This is a genomic window from Bacteroides mediterraneensis (genome assembly GCF_025993685.1).
In the GTDB taxonomy this organism is placed as follows: domain Bacteria; phylum Bacteroidota; class Bacteroidia; order Bacteroidales; family Bacteroidaceae; genus Phocaeicola; species Phocaeicola mediterraneensis_A.
The window spans coordinates 2,775,190-2,792,298 of record NZ_DAJPEN010000001.1; the positions used below are offsets into that span (position 1 = coordinate 2,775,190).

Sequence of the window (17,109 nt, forward strand, 5' to 3'; positions counted from 1 at the left end):
GTATTTGTATGAAGAATAAAATGATTATTACACTGCTCATAGCATGTATGCTTGTCCAGCAGACAAGAGCTCAAGGTAATGGACTTGCCGGAATACAGGAAGCAACACAGATGATTACATCTTATTTTGATCCGGCTACAAAACTTATCTATGCCATTGGTGCAGTTGTAGGACTGATTGGAGGTGTAAAGGTGTATAACAAGTTCAGTTCAGGTGATCCGGACACATCAAAGACTGCGGCATCATGGTTCGGTGCATGTATCTTCCTGATTGTGGCTGCAACCATATTACGTTCATTCTTCCTGTAATTATGGCCGGATGGGAAATAAACAAGGGAATCGGGAGGTCAGTGGAATTCAAGGGACTGAAAGCACAATACCTTTTCATCTTTGCAGGAGGACTGCTGGCTGTATTTTTGGTTACAGTCATACTTTACCTCTGTAATGTGGACCAGGTTCTCTGTCTTGTCATGGGAGTATTGGGTGCCACAGTTGTTGTGTGGCAAACTTTCTCCATGAACAGCAAATACGGTGAACACGGACTTATGAAAAGAGGTGCTGTCCGTGGCCATCCCAGATACCTTATTAACCGTAAGACGGTGTTTCATATATTCCTAAACAACAGACGATATGAGAAACATTAGCAAAATGTCCACACTTGAACAGAAGTTTCCACTTTTAGCCATAGAGAACGGATGTATCATTTCAAAGGATGCCGATATTACGGTAGCCTTTGAAATGGAACTTCCTGAACTTTTTACCATCACCTCTGATGAATATGAGGCAATGCACTCCACATGGTACAAGTCTATAAAAGTGCTGCCTAATTATACTATTGTACACAAACAGGACTGGTTTATCATGGAAAGGTATGAATCGGAACTGCGAAAGGAAGATATTTCATTTCTTGGCAGAGCCTATGAAAAGCATTTTAATGAAAGACCTTTTCTGAATCATTCGGTATATCTCTTCATTACAAAAACCAACAAACAGAAGATGATGCAGCAGAGTAATTTCTCCACTCTATGCAGGGGAAACATTCTGCCAAAAGAAATTACAGACAAAGAAGGAGTCAATGCTTTTCTTGAAGCGGTAGATCAGTTTGAAAGAATAATGAACTCATCCGGATTCTTCACTCTCAAACGGTTCGATGCTGATGAAATAGCCGGGACAAGTGATAAACCGGGACTCCTGGACAGATACTTTTCACTTTCAGAAAGCAACCATGCTTCTTTGGAAGATATACGTCTGGGGGCTGATGAAGTACGTATCGGTGACAAGATTCTTTGTCTGCATACTTTATCTGATACGGACGACCTTCCGGCTCATGTAGTAACTGACTACAGACATGAAAGACTTTCTACAGACAGAAGTGACTGCAGACTATCTTTTGCTGCTCCCGTAGGATTATTACTTTCATGCGACCATATATACAACCAGTATATTTTCATTGATGACAGTGCGGAAAACCTGAAGAAGTTTGAACGTCAGGCCAGAAATATGCACTCCCTTTCAAGATACAGCCGTGCCAATCAGATAAACAAGGAATGGTTGGAAGAATATATGAATACTGCACATTCAAAAGGACTGACTTCCATACGTGCACATTTCAATGTATTGGCATGGAGTGACGACCGTGAACAGCTGAAGCATATTAAGAATGATGTTGGTTCTGCCTTGGCCATGATGGAATGTAAACCGCGCCATAATACCATCGATACGGCAACTCTCTATTGGGCTGCCATGCCGGGTAATGCTGCGGACTTCCCGGCAGAGGAAAGTTTCTATACTTTCATTGAACCTGCACTATGTTTCTTTACTGCTGAAACGAACTACAAGGATTCTCTTTCACCATTTGGTATCAAGATGGCTGACCGTATGTCCGGAAAGCCTTTGCATCTTGACATTTCAGACCTTCCCATGAAGAAAGGAATAACAACCAACAGAAACAAGTTTATCCTGGGACCGTCAGGAAGCGGAAAGAGTTTCTTTACCAATCATATGATAAGACAATACTATGAGCAGGGAACTCATGTTTTGTTGGTAGATACAGGAAACTCTTATCAAGGACTCTGTTCACTTATACAGAACAACACAAAAGGGAATGACGGTATTTACTTTACTTATACGGAAGAGAATCCAATCTCCTTCAATCCCTTTTATACAGACGACAAGGTTTTCGATATTGAAAAGGAAGAAAGTATATGTGCACTGATTCTGACATTATGGAAGGGTGAAGACAAGTATATAGAAAAGACCGAATCCAATGAACTCGGAACAGCCATACATAATTATATAAGGATGATACAGAAAGACGAGAAACTGATTCCGTGTTTCAACACCTTCTATGAATATCTGCGTGACGTATATCGGGTTGAATTACAAAGCAGAGATATTAAGGTATCAAAAGATGATTTCAATATAGACAATCTGCTGACTACACTCACTCCATATTATCGTGGCGGAAGATATGACTTCCTGTTGAACTCACAACAGAATATTGACCTTCTTAGCAAGAGATTCATTGTCTTTGAAATTGATGCCATAAAGGACAACAAAGACCTATTCCCCGTTGTGACCATCATTATCATGGAAAGTTTCATCAACAAGATGCGCCGGTTGAAAGGTATCAGAAAGATGATTCTCATAGAAGAAGCATGGAAGGCTATAGCTTCAGCTAATATGGCCTATTATATAAAATATCTTTACAAAACAGTAAGAAAGTTCTTTGGTGAAGCCATTGTTGTCACTCAGGAAGTGGACGACATTATTCAGAGTCCTATCGTCAAGGAAAGTATCATCAACAACTCCGACTGCAAGATTCTGCTTGACCAGCGAAAGTACATGAACAAGTTCGACATCATCCAGAATATTCTTGGACTTACGGAAAAGGAACGTTCACAGATTCTTTCCATCAATCAGGATTTGGATCCGAAAAGAAAATACAAGGAAGTATGGATAGGACTCGGCGGAACACAGTCTGCCGTATATGCCACAGAAGTTAGCATGGAAGAGAACCTGGCTTATACAACAGAGGAAAGAGAGAAGATGGAAGTAATGGACAAAGTGGAACAACTGAACGGTGATATAGAAACGGCTATCCGTCAGCTTGCCGAACAGAAACGTGAGATAATCAGGAAAGAAGAATCAAGTCAAACTTAATACAATGGAATTATGAAATCAAGACTTATCATCATGGCTTTGACTTTATTGTTATCAGGACATGAAGTTTATGCACAATGGGTCGTTACAGATCCTACCAATTTTGCCGGAAACATAGCCAATACCGTCAAAGAGATTGCCACTGCATCCAAGACGGTAAACAATACACTGAACAATTTCCGTGAAGTGGAAAAAATCTACAGACAAGGCAAAGAATATTATGATGCCTTGCAGAAAGTAAAGACTCTTGTATCGGATGCATATAAGGTAAAAGAGACTATCCTAATGGTATCTGATATATCCGGTATTTATGTCAACTCATACAAGAAAATGTTAAGTGACAAGAACTTTACTCCAAAGGAGCTGGATGCCATTGCCTTCGGTTATGCCAGGTTACTTGAAGAAAGCAGCGAGTGTCTGAAAGAACTTAAAGATGTGGTGAACGTGACCTCACTTTCCATGACAGACAAGGAAAGAATGGATGTGATAGACCGTGTATATCGTGACGTGAAAGAATATAAGGGACTCGTAAACTATTATACAAACAAGAACATTTCCGTAAGCTATTTGAGGGCCTTGAAAGCCGGAGATACAGAAAGAGTACTATCACTATATGGTACTGCATCGGAAAGATATTGGTAAAACTAACCTGACTTTACTATGGATGTAAGTAATCTTCACGAGATTCTGAGAGATCTCTACAATGAAATGATGCCACTTTGTGCGGATATGGCCGGAGTGGCAAAAGGGCTTGCCGGACTGGGTGCTCTTTTCTATATAGCCATGCGGATATGGTCAAGCCTGGCACGTGCAGAACCTATAGACGTATTCCCTTTGCTAAGACCGTTTGCACTGGGACTCTGTATTCTTTTCTTTCCGACTATTGTACTTGGAACAATCAACGGACTGTTATCACCTATAGCTCAGGGATGCCATTCCATTGTTGAATCACAAACTTTCGACCTACAGAAATATAAGGAAGAACGTGACAAGTTGGAATATGAGGCACTGATGCGTAACCCAGAAACTGCATACTTAGTATCCAATGAAGAATTTGACAGAAAGCTTGATGACCTTGGCTGGTCTCCTTCGGATTTGGCTACTATGACCGGTATGTATTATGACAGGGCTATGTACAACACCAAAAGAGCAATATCGGACGGATTCCGTTCCTTGCTTGAAATGATATTTGAAGCTGCCGGACTAATCATTGATACTATACGAACTTTCTTTCTGGTCGTACTATCAATACTTGGACCGATAGTATTTGCCTTTGCCACATGGGACGGATTACAAGGTTCATTGGCAATATGGTTCAGCAGATACATTTCAGTATATCTGTGGCTCCCGGTTTCAGACATTTTTTCGGCAATGCTTACCAAAATACAGATTCTTATGATGCAGCAGGATATTGAAGCACTCAGTGATCCGTCATTCGTACCCGACCTGAATAATACGGTGTATATCGTATTTCTGCTTATCGGAATCATTGGATTCTTTACCGTTCCAACTGTATCCGGATGGATTGTAGAAGCCGGTGGCGGTGTTGGCAACTATGGTAAGAACATCAACGATACATCAAAAGGTGCAGGCAAAGGTGCGATATCAGGTGGCAAAGGTGTTGCTGCGGCATCAGGTGCAGCCGTTGGAAACATAGCCGGAAGAATAAAAGGAACACTTATAAAGTAATGATACAATATAAATATTTCTGATTATGGAATTTAAGTCATTGAAAAATATCGAGACTTCATTCAAGCATATACGGCTGTATGTAATGGTATTTGCAGGACTATGTCTGCTGATTTCTGCCATTGCCATATTTGCCTCCTTCTCATTTGCAAGGGAACAAAGAGAGAAGATATATGTACTTGATAACGGTAAATCGCTTATACTGGCATTGGCACAGGATGCAGCAGCCAACCGTCCGGTTGAAGCAAGAGAACACGTAAGGAGGTTTCATGAACTGTTCTTTACACTGGCTCCGGACAAAGATGCCATAGAAAGCAATATGAAACGTGCCTTTATGCTAACCGACAAGACTTCTTATGATTATTACAAGGATTTGGCTGAGAAAGGATATTACAACAGAATCATTTCCGGAAATATCCATCAGCGCATAGAGATAGATTCTATAAGCTGCAATTTTGATTCACATCCTTACACGGTAGTGACATTCGCCAAACAGTATATCGTCAGAAGTAGCAACACTACCATAAGGTCATTGGTAACTGAATGTAATCTTGTCAACTCTGTACGTTCAGACAACAATCCTCAGGGATTTACCATTGAGAAGTTCGTAGTATTGGAAAACCGGGATTTACAAACCATAAACAAATAAAAGCATGGGAAATATACTAAAAGGCATTAAGGAAACTATAAAAGAAAGATGTGAAGCTCTTTCTCCCAAACAGAGAAAACGGGTGCTTATAATCATGTGTCTGCTTTATTTTCTTGCATCGCTATGGATGATAATGGGCTTTTTTATAAAGGACAGACAAAATGAGCAACAAGACTTCATGGAAATGTTTGACGGTTCAATATCTGAAGATACTCTTGACATGCCTGAACTTATGAATAACAATAACCAACCATTAAACAATCAAGATTATGAGCAGTGACAAAAGCAAAGGAACTGACCTTATAAAAAAGGAGAAAGCAAAGAAAGCTCTTGTCTTCGGAGGTCTTGGTATCCTCTTTCTGGCTTCAATGTATCTGATATTTGCGCCAACAGACGCAGACAAGGAAAAGGAAGCGTTACAGTCCGGACTGAACGTAAATATACCTCAGGCTACGGATAACAAGCTGACGGACGATAAGCAAAAGGCATATGAATTCAGTTCTGATGAAAAGAAAAATAAAGACAGAGAAAGAGCTATCGGGACATTAGCTGAAATGTATAGTTCTGACAACACAAATGAACCTGATACAGAAAACAGCAATAACAGTAATACAACTGTAAATAACAATAATGAAAGTAGCAGCCATATAGACCGTTCCGTACGTGAGTACCAGGCGGCTTCACAAGCTGTTTCCAATTTCTATGAAAATGATTATGACTACGAAAAGGAACAGATGCGCGAGGAACTAGAGTATCTCCGTCAAGAACTAAAAGATATGGAGGAAAGCCAATCAGAGGAAGAAAAGCAGTTGGAACTACTTGAAAAATCCTATCAGATGGCTTCAAAGTATCTGCCAACAAATATGAATATACAGACTTCTGTCAGCGATACGACCAATAAAAGCCATATAAGTTCGACATTCAATGGCCAATCAATGGAGGTGCTTCCGGCTTCAAAACCGGTTGTGTCTTCATTGATTCAACCAATGACAGACGAAGAATTTACAGAGGAATATTCCAAGGAAAGGAATATGTCATTTATCACACCTACAGCTAATACAGACAATTCACAGAAAAATACAATAGCCTGTAAAGTGGATAGAACTACCACAATCAGAGACAATGAGACTCTACAGCTCAGATTGCTTGAATCGGTACGTATCGGTGAAAACATCATTCCAAGAAATGCACTCCTTACAGCAAAAAGCAAACTGTCCGGTAACAGAATGATGCTTTATGTTACAACCATAGAACTAGGAGAAAATATCTATCCGGTGAAACTGACTGCATACGACATGGACGGGCTGGAAGGGGTGTTCATTCCCGGATCTGACGAAATGGATGCATTGAAGGAAGTAGGTGCAAACGTAGGTGGTTCAGTTGGAACAAGCTTTACATTCTCATCATCGGCAAAAGACCAGATAATATCTGATGCTGCAAGAGGACTGATGCAGGGAACTTCCAACTACCTGGTCAAGAAAATCAGAACAATCAAGGTAACATTCAAAAGCGGGCACAGACTTATGCTGATGCCTACCAAGTAAAACAATAAAATCAGAAAATATGAAAAAAGGATTCTTAATTGCGGCTATATGTGTCGCATTCAGTTTGCAGACAATATCAGCACAGGATACAGAAGTAAAATCACACGGTGACTTGTTCCAGGGAATGAGCAGAACCATACCTCAGGGACGTGTGGTACTCCCATACGGACTTGAAGTAACTTTTGAAAAGACTGTTCATCTAATTTTTCCGGCTCCCATAAGATATGTGGATTTAGGCTCGTCAAACATTATTGCCGGACAAGCTGATGATGCAGAAAATGTACTTCGAGTAAAAGCTGCAGTACGTGACTTTGAAACTGAATGCAATCTTTCCGTTATCTGTGATGATGGCAGTTTTTACTCATATAATGTAAGATATGCGGAAGAACCTGAAAAACTGAGTATAGAAATGAAGGATTTTCTTTATCCGGGAAACAACAATCTGCCGGTTAATAAAGCTGATATCTATTTCAAGGAATTAGGTAATGAATCTCCCGTACTTGTGAAACTTATAATGAAAACCATATACCAGAACGACAAGAGAGAATTCAAACATATTGGCGCAAAACAGTTTGGTATGCAATTCTTACTGAACGGACTTTACACCCACAATGGACTTCTATATTTCCATACCGAAATAAAAAACAGAACCGATATGCCTTATAACGTGGACTTCATTACGTTTAAGGTAGTGGATAAGAAGGTTGCCAAACGTACAGCTATTCAGGAAAGAATACTCCAACCATTAAGGGCATACAATCAGATTACCTGGATAAAAGGTCATAGGGAAGAAAGGAGCATTTTTGCACTCGAGCAATTTACACAACCAGAGGACAAGCGTTTGGAGGTTACTCTCTATGAAAGAAACGGTGGTCGCACAATGACGTTCTATATGGAGAATGAGGATTTAATAAGAGCAAAAAACATTGACAACCTTAAACTGAAATTCTGATGAAAAGGATACTTGTTATTATAATTGCTGTTGTCGGTTTGAGCATACCGACAATGGCACAACGATTATTACCACACCAAAAAGGAATTGAGTTCTATGGTGGTGTACCTTTACAGAAACATAAGACATTTGGAGACGGTAATTTCAATGCCGGACTTAATTTTACAAGGTATATCCGTAACTATCACTATTATCATTTCGGACTAAATTATCTTCAGCAGAACTATCACTATAATGAACTGAAAGTTCCGGTACGTGATTATACTGGTGAAGGTGGATTTATGTTTCACCTGATTTCAAGTCCTGGAAAAAGTTTCCTCGTTTATGGTGGACCATGTCTTTCACTCGGTTATGAAGAAGTAAATGACAGCAAGAAATGGCTGCCTGATGGTGCATACCTTGAAGCAAGAAACAGATTTGTTTATGGTGCTGGCGCCCAATTATCTTTGGAAGGGTTCATAACGGATAATGTAGTGGTTCTCGCTAAAGCCAAAGGAACATTCCTTTTCGGAACAGATCTGGATTTATTCAGACCTTCAGTATTGATAGGAATCCGTATTATCTTGTAATATCAGTCAAATGAAATCAGAATCAATGTAATAACACATTATGAAAACAATAAAACATATACAGTCACTTCTTGTGATAATAATTGCCTGCATGACATTGGGTTCATGCAGCAATGAACTTGATATCACAAAATCATTTCCGTTTAATGTAGAAACTATGCCTGTTCCTAAGGAACTCAGTCAAGGGGAAACGATTGAAATCCGCTGCACCTTAACCTGTCCGGCTGACTATTCTGGAACTCAATATACTATCAGATATTTTCAGTATGATGGTGATGGGTAAGCATTCGGACAAATACATCTTTTACACTTTGAGGTTTGATTGTAGCTTTGCGGCAGCGAATACAATCAAACCTCAATTATTATGAATAGACTGGAATTTGAAGAATTGGAATTACAGGTACAACAAAGCGGCCTGCCGTTGAAGTCGTACCTGCAACAGATAGGTATAAGTTATTCAACCTATCATTACTGGCGTAGAAAATGTTCGGTTGACAGGAACAGTATCAAACAGGAGCTGGCTCCCATCAGTTTTAAACAGTCAGTCATGGAATCGTCCCCTGAAGGACAAGTGCCGCATGGCGTGGCCGTTCTGTTTCCCAACGGTCTTCGTGCCCACTTCGGAAACGGTTCAGAAGAGATACTGATGGAGCTGTTCACTCAAAGTCTTCTAGGCGGCCATGTTTAACCTGAACGACACGATGCGCTACTTCCTGTGTCCTGGCAGGACAGATATGCGCAAGGGTATCAGTTCGCTGTGCGGAGTGGTACATGAGAAGATGAACAGCGAAGTGAAGAACGGGGATGTCTTTATCTTCATCGGTTCCAGCCGCAGGCTCATGAAACTGCTTCATGCCGAAGACGGAGGTATGGTGATGTATGTAAAACGCCTGGAGGCGGGCCGCTTCAAACTGCCGGAGTACGATCCCCAATCAAACAGCTATCCCATGGAATGGCGCGACCTGGTGATGATGGTCGAGGGCATTCAGGAAAATCCGCAGCAGAGGCTCCGGCGCCTGAGGGCAGAGCGCAAGGAATATCATGTATAATATGCTTCCGGAGTGAACAAAAGTGCGGATATTATTGTGTAATCCGCTTATATTTAGTATATTTACATAAACAAAACAGATGCGGACAATGGAAGAAAAGGATATACTGCTCAAGACGATAGAAGGGCTGAATGCCTCCATTGCTTCATTGTCTGCCATTAATAAGGATCAGGCGGAACAGATTAAGAATCTGCAGGAACGGATCAAAGAGCTGACGGCTCAGATTGCATGGCTGAACCGCCAGCTCTTTGGGCGTAAGACAGAAAAGCTTCCCATATATAGTCCCGATATGCCTGACCTTTTTGCCGAAGAGTTTGCCGGACTCCGGCATCAGGCGGAAGAAAAGCGGGACGAGGCCGTGGAGCAGATAGAAAAGGAACCGGTGGAAGTCCGGAAGCAGAAGCGTCAGAACCGCAAAATGACAGAGGATCTGCCCGTACTCGAAACCGAGGTTATAGAGCCGGCCGGTGTGGACCTGTCCTTATATCGTAGGATTGGCGAAGAGGTAACCAAAGTGGTCAAGCATAAACCGGGGATGCTCTATGTCAAGGAAATCATCCGTCCCAAATATGCGCTCAAGGACAGCACCCGGCTTCCTCCCGCAGGGCAGAAAGGCGTGGAGATTGCCCCTATGCCGCTGATGCCCGTCGACAAGTGCATCGCCGACACCAGCCTGCTTGCCGAGATACTGCTTCAGAAGTATGAATATCACGTCCCGTTCTACCGGCAGATACAGCAGTACCGGCATCTTGGGATGAAAGGCCTTACGGAAAGTACGCTGGACGGATGGTTCAAAAAAACGGTGGAGCTGCTCAGGCCTCTGTATGAGGAGCTCAAGCGTGAAGTCTTTTCCTGCGACTATGTACAGGCGGACGAAACCACTGTTCCGGTCATCAACAAGGAAAAGCACAGGGCCGACAAGGAATACCTGTGGATGGTAAGGTCGGTCATGAAGAAACTGGTCATCTTCCATTACGACCAGGGATCGCGTGCCGGAGCGGTCATCGAATCCCTGGCAAATCAATATCACTTCAAGGGTTATCTTCAATGCGACGGTTTTGCAGGCTATGAGACAGCCTTCAGGACCAACCCCGACGTGCGGCTGCTCAACTGCCTGGTGCATATCCGCCGCCATTTTGAACAGGCTCTGGATGAAAACCGGGAGATGGCCGAACATGGCCTGACCCAGATACAGCATATTTACCGGATTGAACACTGCTGCGATAAGGCGGGCCTGTCGTACGACGAGCGGAAGACGAAGCGCCGGGAACTGGCCGGACCTGTCATGGATGCCATGAAAGTGTGGATGGAAACGGAAGGAATCAAGTACAGCCCCAATTCCCAGATCGGGAAAGCCATCACGTATGCCTATACCCGATGGGACAACATGATGGGATGTCTGGAGGACGGACGCCTGCTCTGGGATAACAATCTGGCTGAAAATGTCATCCGGCCGATTACTCTGGGACGGAAAAATTACCTCTTCTGCGGCAATCATGAGGCAGCGGCTAATATGTCGGTGATCTGTTCCCTGCTGGCCACCTGTAAGGCACATGATGTAACCCCAAGGGATTATCTGAATGATGTCATCGCCCGAATGCCCTATCACAAAAAGGCTACTCATGAGGAACTGCTGGAACTGCTTCCACATAAATGGAAGCTGCAACATCCGGAAAGTGCATTGACAAAACAAGAGGAGGAAGCCGGCAACCGGTGCTGACTGCAACATATAGATTCAACAAAATAATAGCGACTGCAACTATTAGGTTTATAGTGACAGTCGCTATTGTTGTATATAAAGTTCAATACCTGTAGTTTAACGAATGCTTACGGTGATGGCATACTCCGTATGGGAAAAGATGGTGAACCATTCATTCCCAATGACAGATACCCAGTAGAAAAAGGGGACTTCCGTTTATATTACACCTCTCAATCTACAGAGCAGCAAAACCTGGAGATTGTGTTTGAGGATAATATGGGGCATTCTCAAATATTGGAGTTTAATTTTAATGATGTTGGGGAATAAAATATAACACCTCATAATGGCCTTTTTATCAATAAAGCCTTTATGAGGTGATTGTATGTTAAATCTTCATTACATTTCAAATTCTATTGGTCCTAGGCAGTTTAAGCAGTAGTAAAATTTTGGACAGCAATTATATCAGATATTATATTTAATATCAATCCTTTTTTTGTCTTCTTCTATTTGAAAAACATTAAATTCTACAGACTCTATACTTTTATATATATTAAATAGTATCTTCCTAATTCTAAACAATAATTTTAATATCGATTCATCATCTGTTTTACTATATAATTTAAAATATTCATTATAATCAAAAATTAAACCATCAATCAATGGTTTTAATTTCTGATAATTACTACTATCAGATACACTAACAAATCTTTTACGAATAAAACTATTTATATATTCGGGACTTTCAAAAGGTATAATACCTTGACAAAAAGCATAGCATACTTGTAGTATTATATCAAACCTTTCACTTATTTCTATTATTTCTTCAAGTTCATCTAATGTCAAATTATTTATTTCGTTGTTTATAAGCTTTTTAAAAGATTCTTTTTTACAGAGGTTATCATCTAAGTTACATATATTAAATTGACTTACTTTATTTATAATATCTATAGATATAATATGTTGCAGAAGTGATAACCTCTTATTAATAGATTTATTTATTTTCCCTCTTGCTTGCCCAGAAGTCGTTGCATATTCTTTATAACCAAACACTTCTGCTATTTGACACAATTCGTCATTAGAAAAATTCTCTCTTTTTAATATAGTTTTTTCCTTATGTGACAATAATATGTACCAATATACTATATAATATATATACTTTGCTGTCTTATTTAAACATATAGGAAAGATTTTATTATCACCTTCACAGACTTCAATAAAATCAGAAAGATTATTCAAATAAGAATTATTACATTCTATTCCAAGTTGAATTATAAACAAAGCTAACTCTTCTAATCTTGTAAAAGAAAAGAGTTTTTCAATATCTATTTGTATATCTTTCTCTACACAAGACAATGCTATCTTATATGTACAATCTGTAATTTCCTTGTCAGCTTGAATATCATTTAAATAAAACCGATTGACAAAATAAGCATCTAAATTTTTATCTGCTATTGAACCTGTATGTTCAATTCCATTAATTGTACCTAGAGAAAGATTGATACCTGATGTATTCTTTATTTCATTTATAAGTATCCCTTGTGTTATACCTGTAAATTCTCTATATTTTTTTATTAACTCATTAATCTCCATACTTTTTTTTTGCGAAAATACATAAAAAAAGAACTTACACAAAGAATAACCTTTGAATAATCAAATCAGTAATCTTATATTTTTAATATTACTGATTTAATATTTTTAACGGAACTATTTTGGTTTACTATTTTCAATGATTTACCTTTGCTGAAAATTAAAACAAACAACTATGGCAACAACTATTAAACAAAAGGCACCAATAATAGGACCTAAAAAGAAATTAGTCTTTTTTGAAAACGGACGTAAGATTATTTTTATAGTACCAGACTTTAAAGGCAAAAGTATCATTTTAAAAAATGCTTATGATGATGATGTATGGCATTCAAATGGTACAGATTCGCAAAACTACCGTAAACAAATAAATGACACAATGGTTGCATTAGAAGGTGATCCAAAAACACAAACTGCACACCATGACCAACCAATAGGACGTAATAACAAAGATCTAAGAATGGTTCTTGTTTCTAAAGAGGAACATAAGAAACAAAAACATTATGGTGCTTCTTCAATAGCAAACCCTGATAAAAGGAAACAATATATTAAAGAAGCAGGAAATTGGGATATTTCTAAATTAGAATATGCTAAAAATTATGTAGATTATCAGATTCACAAGCACCCTTCGGTTACTGCATGTATAGTTGGAGGTACTACTACTGTTATTACCAACTATGCTATAAAAAAAGTAAGCCCTAAAACTAATAAAATTATACGAATATGTACATCTTTAGGTATTGGTATACTTTCAGGTATAATAACTAATATTGCACTAAAGCCTAAAGATACCTACTATGCTGATTCTTCATTCAAGTTAAACGACTTAAAACAATAATTAACAAATAATACATATAGTTAAATTCTCAGACATAGGATTTTTGCTACTTTTTGTGCCGCCTGAAGCTCACTGTAAAAAGTAGTGGGCGGAAATTCCGCCCACCTTCATTCTATTAACTTGAGATATTTAAGAGGTCCGAATTCATCGGATTTTCTTCCCCATGTCCAATCGTGTTCATAAATATCATCTCCCCACTGCTGTGGGGAGTCAAAGACAACTTTTACGTTCACAGAATACTTACATTCTTCTATTTCAGTAATAGTACCTTTTACCATTATACCGGTGAACATACATTCACACCTTTTTCCGATTATACTCTGATTTATTTCTGTAGTTTTCATATCTCATATATCTGTTAAGCGACCAAACATTTCTGTATCATTCCCATATTCTGATTTACCAAGTTTATTATTTGCTTATGGTATTCAGTATTCTTATTACATACACCTCGACTTTGTACGACCTTTAAAGTTTTCAATGAAACTTCAATAGTTTCAATGCGTTTACCTTCAATGGTAGCCGATAGTATCAAAGAATTTTCTTTCAGATAGTAGGAATTTGAAAATACGCAATGGTGCATTATCTCGGCTTCCTCAATAAAATCATGTACACTGCTCAAAACATGTACTTGAATTATGCCGTCTGTAAATGAAATACCGAAGAACTTACCCTTTTGCTCCTTATATATTCTTTCATTCTCAATAGCTTGAGCCTTTTTGCGTTCATTATCTTCTCGTCTGATTTCATCATTCCTTCTTTTGACCAACTTGTCATGTTCGGAAACAATATCTTTCGGACAAACGTATTTGGAATTATGAATGTCCATTCCAAAGTGTTTCAGCAGTCTGATATAATCACACCATTCAGATGGATTGGTGATTTCATAGCCATTACGGATACAGATTTTTAAGGCTGCCCAATATTCATTTATACCAGCATTTGAACGAATGAAATGACGGAACATTTCTATCTGACCGACTTTAAGTAATGTTTCCATCTTGTTATCAGATAGGATTGCCTTGAAAAAAGCATTGGGGGATATATTGTAGAACTTTCCCTTGAAGCCATTTCGTCTGATTTTCTTCATAATTCTGATATGTGGATAGGTGCATTGTGGAGTAATATCGTATGCAAAGTGGTTACTATTTGACCTCAGTTCCATGCAGCTGTGTTCATTCCACAAATCATAATACATGGAGGACATACACCGCAAACGTGCTATAATTTCACCTCTACCATTAGGAGCAATCCACCTCTGTACTATTTCATTGATTTCATATTTAGCTGGATAGCCAACCTTTCTATTAGCTCTGACTATAAAGAAACGGATTACCTGATAACCTTTACAGGTTGTAATGATAGAGAAATATTCTGTACCTTTAAACACTCTCTGACGGGTTTTCATTACCTCCAATTTGCTTCCACAATGAGGACAAGTACATTCCGCATGGTCTGAGGAAGGGATATTTTCACCCATCCAAGAATGACCACAATCGGTACAAGTTACAATTCCCTTACTCGTCATACGAGCAATATGGCTGAAACAATGCTTGTATGCGTATGCCTTTTGTTTCTCTGATATGCTTTTCAGTCTTTTTGATAATGTAACAATTTCAGACTGAATACGTGTTTTCGGCTTCATAATCAAAAATCAAATAATGAGGGTTGAACATTGGTTGTCTGAGTTGCAGATGATTTCTGTTTTACTCTGCTCTGTAACTTGTTGAGTTCCATCTGCTGATATTGCTCAATAGCCTTTCTGCGTGCGTTCTGCTTTTCCTCTTCAGTAAGTTCAACATGGTGGTTTACCATTACTTTACAACTGATAGGCTTTCCGATTTCAATATCATCTTCATCATAGTAGTGCATAGCCATAGAATAGATTTCATCATCATCAAATCCGTTCATTCCGCTTTTCTGAACTTCATTAAGTATATAGGTTATGCAATCGTCAATGTTCTTTGCCGGATTTGCGTATCGTGGTGCAAACAAATCGTCCGTCATTGCTCTATACTCCAAGTAGTTTTGGATAGCAGCCTTGAATAATTCAGTACCTTTCATATCTCACAAGTTTAATAGTTAAAAATTTTATGCGGATTCTAGAGCTGAGGGAGTTGAGTTTCAACCTTTGGTATCTGCCTCTCGTATATCCGACATTTTTTTTATGCGTCTTTCTTTCACTTCGGTCGTTTTCGTTTCAGGTGCTATGAAAGGTAGGTATTAGCAGATACAAGGTTTTTGTATAAAATACTACCCGAAGGGCTGGAGATTTTCTACAAAACCACCGGCTTGACCTTGTATCTGCGTAAAATACCGTAATTACCTTTGCACCGGAACGTAAATGGCCGTCAGAAGTGTGGAAAGCGAAATGAATGGAGGTACTGCGATAAAAGAGGCAGACAAATTAAACTTGATAGATATTTATGATTTTGTCACAAAATCAAAGATGTGTGTTTTTCATATTCCAGATTATTAAATCATAGAAGATTTTTCATTATTAGAAATATACTCTTTTTCATGCTCAGTCACATAATGCAGGAATTCAATCGTCTTCAGACGTTGTTCTACACTTGTTTTAGATACAAATAGAGGTTCTTCATCACTGGCACACCAATGGGCATACATATCAATAAGTGCCTGGATTTCTCTCCTTATATATTGTGGCACACGCATGGTTACAGAAGGAGAATTTCCGGCAAGCTTCTTTCTGCCAGTTCCTTTTCTTCTTCCGCCTTTCTTTTGTGCTATAATCTTCTCAATATCGACAGAAGTTAGAATTTGAGGTCTATAATATTCAGGTAAACCACCCTTGGCCTTGTAATAATAACTGCCATAAGGATTTCTCCATACCCGATCGAGTTTATTCAATAAGTAGAGTCGGACTACTTCCTTGCACAATTCATGGTCATAAATATTCCTGACTGATTTTGTCACATTTTCAGAGGTATAAAATGGTATAATAATATCGTATTTTGTAACGAGAGTATCTGTCGGATTCATAATACAAAATGAGTTATTTGATTTTGTTACTTTTTCAAAAGGCATAATTAATGCTTATATAAAGCATAGCAACAACAGAATGACTGCAGCAATCGCAATCCATTTGACGATAGTGAGTATTACAGAGAATGCAAACCTCATTATGCTTGAAATGAGAATAAAGCCAATAAGCAGCCCTATGGCTATAACCACTTCTTTGGTAATGATGCAGTTAAGCAGCCAGCAAAAGCCTATCAGAACGCCAATATAAAATATCAGCTTGATTAGAGATATAACTCGATAATGTGAAGCAGGCTGATTTACAGGTTGCTTCTTCAATGGTTCATTTGATATAAAAGTAGGTTCTGTTTTCATAAGCATCCATTTTAGAGA

General features: G+C 39.0%; 22 protein-coding genes. 16 read left to right on the forward strand and 6 right to left on the reverse strand.

Translation table 11 applies throughout. From position 1 onward, the window contains the following. The first annotated feature begins 8 nt into the window (after positions 1 to 8). The 15 genes from OIM59_RS11830 to OIM59_RS11900 all read left to right on the forward strand — a co-directional run bounded on the left by OIM59_RS11830 (position 9) and on the right by OIM59_RS11900 (position 11,639). Positions 9 to 308, forward strand: coding sequence for a DUF4134 domain-containing protein (locus tag OIM59_RS11830; RefSeq protein WP_117674172.1), 300 nt, complete (start codon positions 9 to 11; stop codon positions 306 to 308). A gap of 2 nt (positions 309 to 310) precedes the next feature. After that, the gene (locus OIM59_RS11835) at positions 311 to 643 is read left to right on the forward strand and encodes a DUF4133 domain-containing protein (protein ID WP_025018290.1); all 333 of its coding nucleotides are present in this window, start codon (positions 311 to 313) and stop codon (positions 641 to 643) included. Next, positions 630 to 3,161: a TraG family conjugative transposon ATPase gene (locus OIM59_RS11840; RefSeq protein ID WP_303896857.1), complete on the forward strand. Its 2,532-nt coding sequence runs from the start codon at positions 630 to 632 to the stop codon at positions 3,159 to 3,161. The genes OIM59_RS11835 and OIM59_RS11840 overlap by 14 nt, the downstream gene beginning before the upstream one ends. Positions 3,162 to 3,173: 12 nt before the next feature. Continuing rightward, a complete protein-coding gene (locus OIM59_RS11845) occupies positions 3,174 to 3,803 on the forward strand; it encodes a DUF4141 domain-containing protein (RefSeq protein ID WP_117461998.1) in 630 nt (209 codons plus the stop codon). Positions 3,804 to 3,821: 18 nt separating this feature from the next. After that, positions 3,822 to 4,850, forward strand: a complete 1,029-nt coding sequence (traJ, locus tag OIM59_RS11850; protein ID WP_303896860.1) for a conjugative transposon protein TraJ — start codon at positions 3,822 to 3,824, stop codon at positions 4,848 to 4,850. 25 nt (positions 4,851 to 4,875) lie between these two features. After that, positions 4,876 to 5,499: a conjugative transposon protein TraK gene (traK, locus tag OIM59_RS11855; protein WP_303896861.1), complete on the forward strand. Its 624-nt coding sequence runs from the start codon at positions 4,876 to 4,878 to the stop codon at positions 5,497 to 5,499. A gap of 4 nt (positions 5,500 to 5,503) precedes the next feature. Then, on the forward strand, positions 5,504 to 5,779 hold the full coding sequence (locus OIM59_RS11860) for a hypothetical protein (protein ID WP_117674176.1): 276 nt from the start codon (positions 5,504 to 5,506) through the stop codon (positions 5,777 to 5,779). After that, positions 5,769 to 7,043, forward strand: a complete 1,275-nt coding sequence (traM, locus tag OIM59_RS11865; RefSeq protein ID WP_303896862.1) for a conjugative transposon protein TraM — start codon at positions 5,769 to 5,771, stop codon at positions 7,041 to 7,043. Before OIM59_RS11860 ends, traM begins: the two co-directional genes overlap by 11 nt. 19 nt (positions 7,044 to 7,062) lie before the next feature. Then, positions 7,063 to 7,995 carry a conjugative transposon protein TraN gene (traN, locus tag OIM59_RS11870; RefSeq protein WP_303896864.1) on the forward strand — a complete coding sequence of 311 codons (933 nt, stop codon included), beginning with the start codon at positions 7,063 to 7,065 and terminating at the stop codon, positions 7,993 to 7,995. Continuing rightward, entirely contained in the window at positions 7,995 to 8,564 is a 570-nt protein-coding gene (locus OIM59_RS11875; protein ID WP_303896867.1) for a conjugal transfer protein TraO, read from the forward strand. The genes traN and OIM59_RS11875 overlap by 1 nt, the downstream gene beginning before the upstream one ends. Positions 8,565 to 8,604: 40 nt before the next feature. After that, positions 8,605 to 8,847 (forward strand): TraQ conjugal transfer family protein, encoded by a 243-nt coding sequence (locus OIM59_RS11880; protein WP_303896869.1) that lies wholly within the window; start codon positions 8,605 to 8,607, stop codon positions 8,845 to 8,847. 81 nt (positions 8,848 to 8,928) lie between these two features. Then, positions 8,929 to 9,252, forward strand: a complete 324-nt coding sequence (locus tag OIM59_RS11885) for a hypothetical protein (RefSeq protein ID WP_303896871.1) — start codon at positions 8,929 to 8,931, stop codon at positions 9,250 to 9,252. Further along, positions 9,245 to 9,613: an IS66 family insertion sequence element accessory protein TnpB gene (gene tnpB / locus OIM59_RS11890; protein ID WP_022233133.1), complete on the forward strand. Its 369-nt coding sequence runs from the start codon at positions 9,245 to 9,247 to the stop codon at positions 9,611 to 9,613. The genes OIM59_RS11885 and tnpB overlap by 8 nt, the downstream gene beginning before the upstream one ends. Positions 9,614 to 9,701: 88 nt before the next feature. Next, positions 9,702 to 11,333, forward strand: a complete 1,632-nt coding sequence (locus tag OIM59_RS11895; protein ID WP_303896873.1) for an IS66 family transposase — start codon at positions 9,702 to 9,704, stop codon at positions 11,331 to 11,333. A gap of 69 nt (positions 11,334 to 11,402) precedes the next feature. Then, positions 11,403 to 11,639: a TraQ conjugal transfer family protein gene (locus tag OIM59_RS11900; protein WP_303898219.1), complete on the forward strand. Its 237-nt coding sequence runs from the start codon at positions 11,403 to 11,405 to the stop codon at positions 11,637 to 11,639. Between the two features lie 135 nt (positions 11,640 to 11,774). Here OIM59_RS11900 and OIM59_RS11905 read toward each other — a convergent pair whose 3' ends face one another. Continuing rightward, positions 11,775 to 12,902, reverse strand: coding sequence for a hypothetical protein (locus OIM59_RS11905; RefSeq protein ID WP_303896875.1), 1,128 nt, complete (start codon positions 12,900 to 12,902; stop codon positions 11,775 to 11,777). Positions 12,903 to 13,074: 172 nt separating this feature from the next. On the opposite strand from OIM59_RS11905, the gene OIM59_RS11910 reads away from it, so the two are divergent. After that, positions 13,075 to 13,734, forward strand: coding sequence for a hypothetical protein (locus tag OIM59_RS11910; RefSeq protein ID WP_303896877.1), 660 nt, complete (start codon positions 13,075 to 13,077; stop codon positions 13,732 to 13,734). 107 nt (positions 13,735 to 13,841) lie between these two features. On the opposite strand, the gene OIM59_RS11915 is transcribed toward OIM59_RS11910, so the two are convergent. The 5 genes from OIM59_RS11915 to OIM59_RS11935 form a co-directional block, all read right to left on the reverse strand. Next, positions 13,842 to 14,078 carry a hypothetical protein gene (locus OIM59_RS11915; RefSeq protein ID WP_303896879.1) on the reverse strand — a complete coding sequence of 79 codons (237 nt, stop codon included), beginning with the start codon at positions 14,076 to 14,078 and terminating at the stop codon, positions 13,842 to 13,844. 14 nt (positions 14,079 to 14,092) lie between these two features. After that, complete coding sequence (locus tag OIM59_RS11920; RefSeq protein ID WP_303896881.1) at positions 14,093 to 15,379, reverse strand: PcfJ domain-containing protein; 1,287 nt, start codon at positions 15,377 to 15,379, stop codon at positions 14,093 to 14,095. A 2-nt stretch (positions 15,380 to 15,381) separates the two neighbouring features. Continuing rightward, positions 15,382 to 15,798 carry a PcfK-like family protein gene (locus OIM59_RS11925; protein WP_303896883.1) on the reverse strand — a complete coding sequence of 139 codons (417 nt, stop codon included), beginning with the start codon at positions 15,796 to 15,798 and terminating at the stop codon, positions 15,382 to 15,384. Between the two features lie 411 nt (positions 15,799 to 16,209). Continuing rightward, positions 16,210 to 16,737 (reverse strand): hypothetical protein, encoded by a 528-nt coding sequence (locus OIM59_RS11930; protein ID WP_303896885.1) that lies wholly within the window; start codon positions 16,735 to 16,737, stop codon positions 16,210 to 16,212. 54 nt (positions 16,738 to 16,791) lie between these two features. Next, positions 16,792 to 17,091, reverse strand: coding sequence for a hypothetical protein (locus tag OIM59_RS11935; RefSeq protein WP_303896887.1), 300 nt, complete (start codon positions 17,089 to 17,091; stop codon positions 16,792 to 16,794). Between the last annotated feature and the right edge of the window lie 18 nt (positions 17,092 to 17,109).

Bases quoted from the DNA above. Each gene is read 5' to 3' on its own strand.
- OIM59_RS11830 (WP_117674172.1), top strand. From the start codon at position 9: ATGAAGAATAAAATGATTATTACACTGCTCATAGCATGTATGCTTGTC.
- OIM59_RS11835 (WP_025018290.1), top strand. From the start codon at position 311: ATGGCCGGATGGGAAATAAACAAGGGAATCGGGAGGTCAGTGGAATTC.
- OIM59_RS11840 (WP_303896857.1), top strand. From the start codon at position 630: ATGAGAAACATTAGCAAAATGTCCACACTTGAACAGAAGTTTCCACTT.
- OIM59_RS11845 (WP_117461998.1), top strand. From the start codon at position 3,174: ATGAAATCAAGACTTATCATCATGGCTTTGACTTTATTGTTATCAGGA.
- traJ (WP_303896860.1), top strand. From the start codon at position 3,822: ATGGATGTAAGTAATCTTCACGAGATTCTGAGAGATCTCTACAATGAA.
- traK (WP_303896861.1), top strand. From the start codon at position 4,876: ATGGAATTTAAGTCATTGAAAAATATCGAGACTTCATTCAAGCATATA.
- OIM59_RS11860 (WP_117674176.1), top strand. From the start codon at position 5,504: ATGGGAAATATACTAAAAGGCATTAAGGAAACTATAAAAGAAAGATGT.
- traM (WP_303896862.1), top strand. From the start codon at position 5,769: ATGAGCAGTGACAAAAGCAAAGGAACTGACCTTATAAAAAAGGAGAAA.
- traN (WP_303896864.1), top strand. From the start codon at position 7,063: ATGAAAAAAGGATTCTTAATTGCGGCTATATGTGTCGCATTCAGTTTG.
- OIM59_RS11875 (WP_303896867.1), top strand. From the start codon at position 7,995: ATGAAAAGGATACTTGTTATTATAATTGCTGTTGTCGGTTTGAGCATA.
- OIM59_RS11880 (WP_303896869.1), top strand. From the start codon at position 8,605: ATGAAAACAATAAAACATATACAGTCACTTCTTGTGATAATAATTGCC.
- OIM59_RS11885 (WP_303896871.1), top strand. From the start codon at position 8,929: ATGAATAGACTGGAATTTGAAGAATTGGAATTACAGGTACAACAAAGC.
- tnpB (WP_022233133.1), top strand. From the start codon at position 9,245: ATGTTTAACCTGAACGACACGATGCGCTACTTCCTGTGTCCTGGCAGG.
- OIM59_RS11895 (WP_303896873.1), top strand. From the start codon at position 9,702: ATGGAAGAAAAGGATATACTGCTCAAGACGATAGAAGGGCTGAATGCC.
- OIM59_RS11905 (WP_303896875.1), bottom strand. From the start codon at position 12,902: ATGGAGATTAATGAGTTAATAAAAAAATATAGAGAATTTACAGGTATA.
- OIM59_RS11910 (WP_303896877.1), top strand. From the start codon at position 13,075: ATGGCAACAACTATTAAACAAAAGGCACCAATAATAGGACCTAAAAAG.
- OIM59_RS11915 (WP_303896879.1), bottom strand. From the start codon at position 14,078: ATGAAAACTACAGAAATAAATCAGAGTATAATCGGAAAAAGGTGTGAA.
- OIM59_RS11920 (WP_303896881.1), bottom strand. From the start codon at position 15,379: ATGAAGCCGAAAACACGTATTCAGTCTGAAATTGTTACATTATCAAAA.
- OIM59_RS11925 (WP_303896883.1), bottom strand. From the start codon at position 15,798: ATGAAAGGTACTGAATTATTCAAGGCTGCTATCCAAAACTACTTGGAG.
- OIM59_RS11930 (WP_303896885.1), bottom strand. From the start codon at position 16,737: ATGAATCCGACAGATACTCTCGTTACAAAATACGATATTATTATACCA.
- OIM59_RS11935 (WP_303896887.1), bottom strand. From the start codon at position 17,091: ATGAAAACAGAACCTACTTTTATATCAAATGAACCATTGAAGAAGCAA.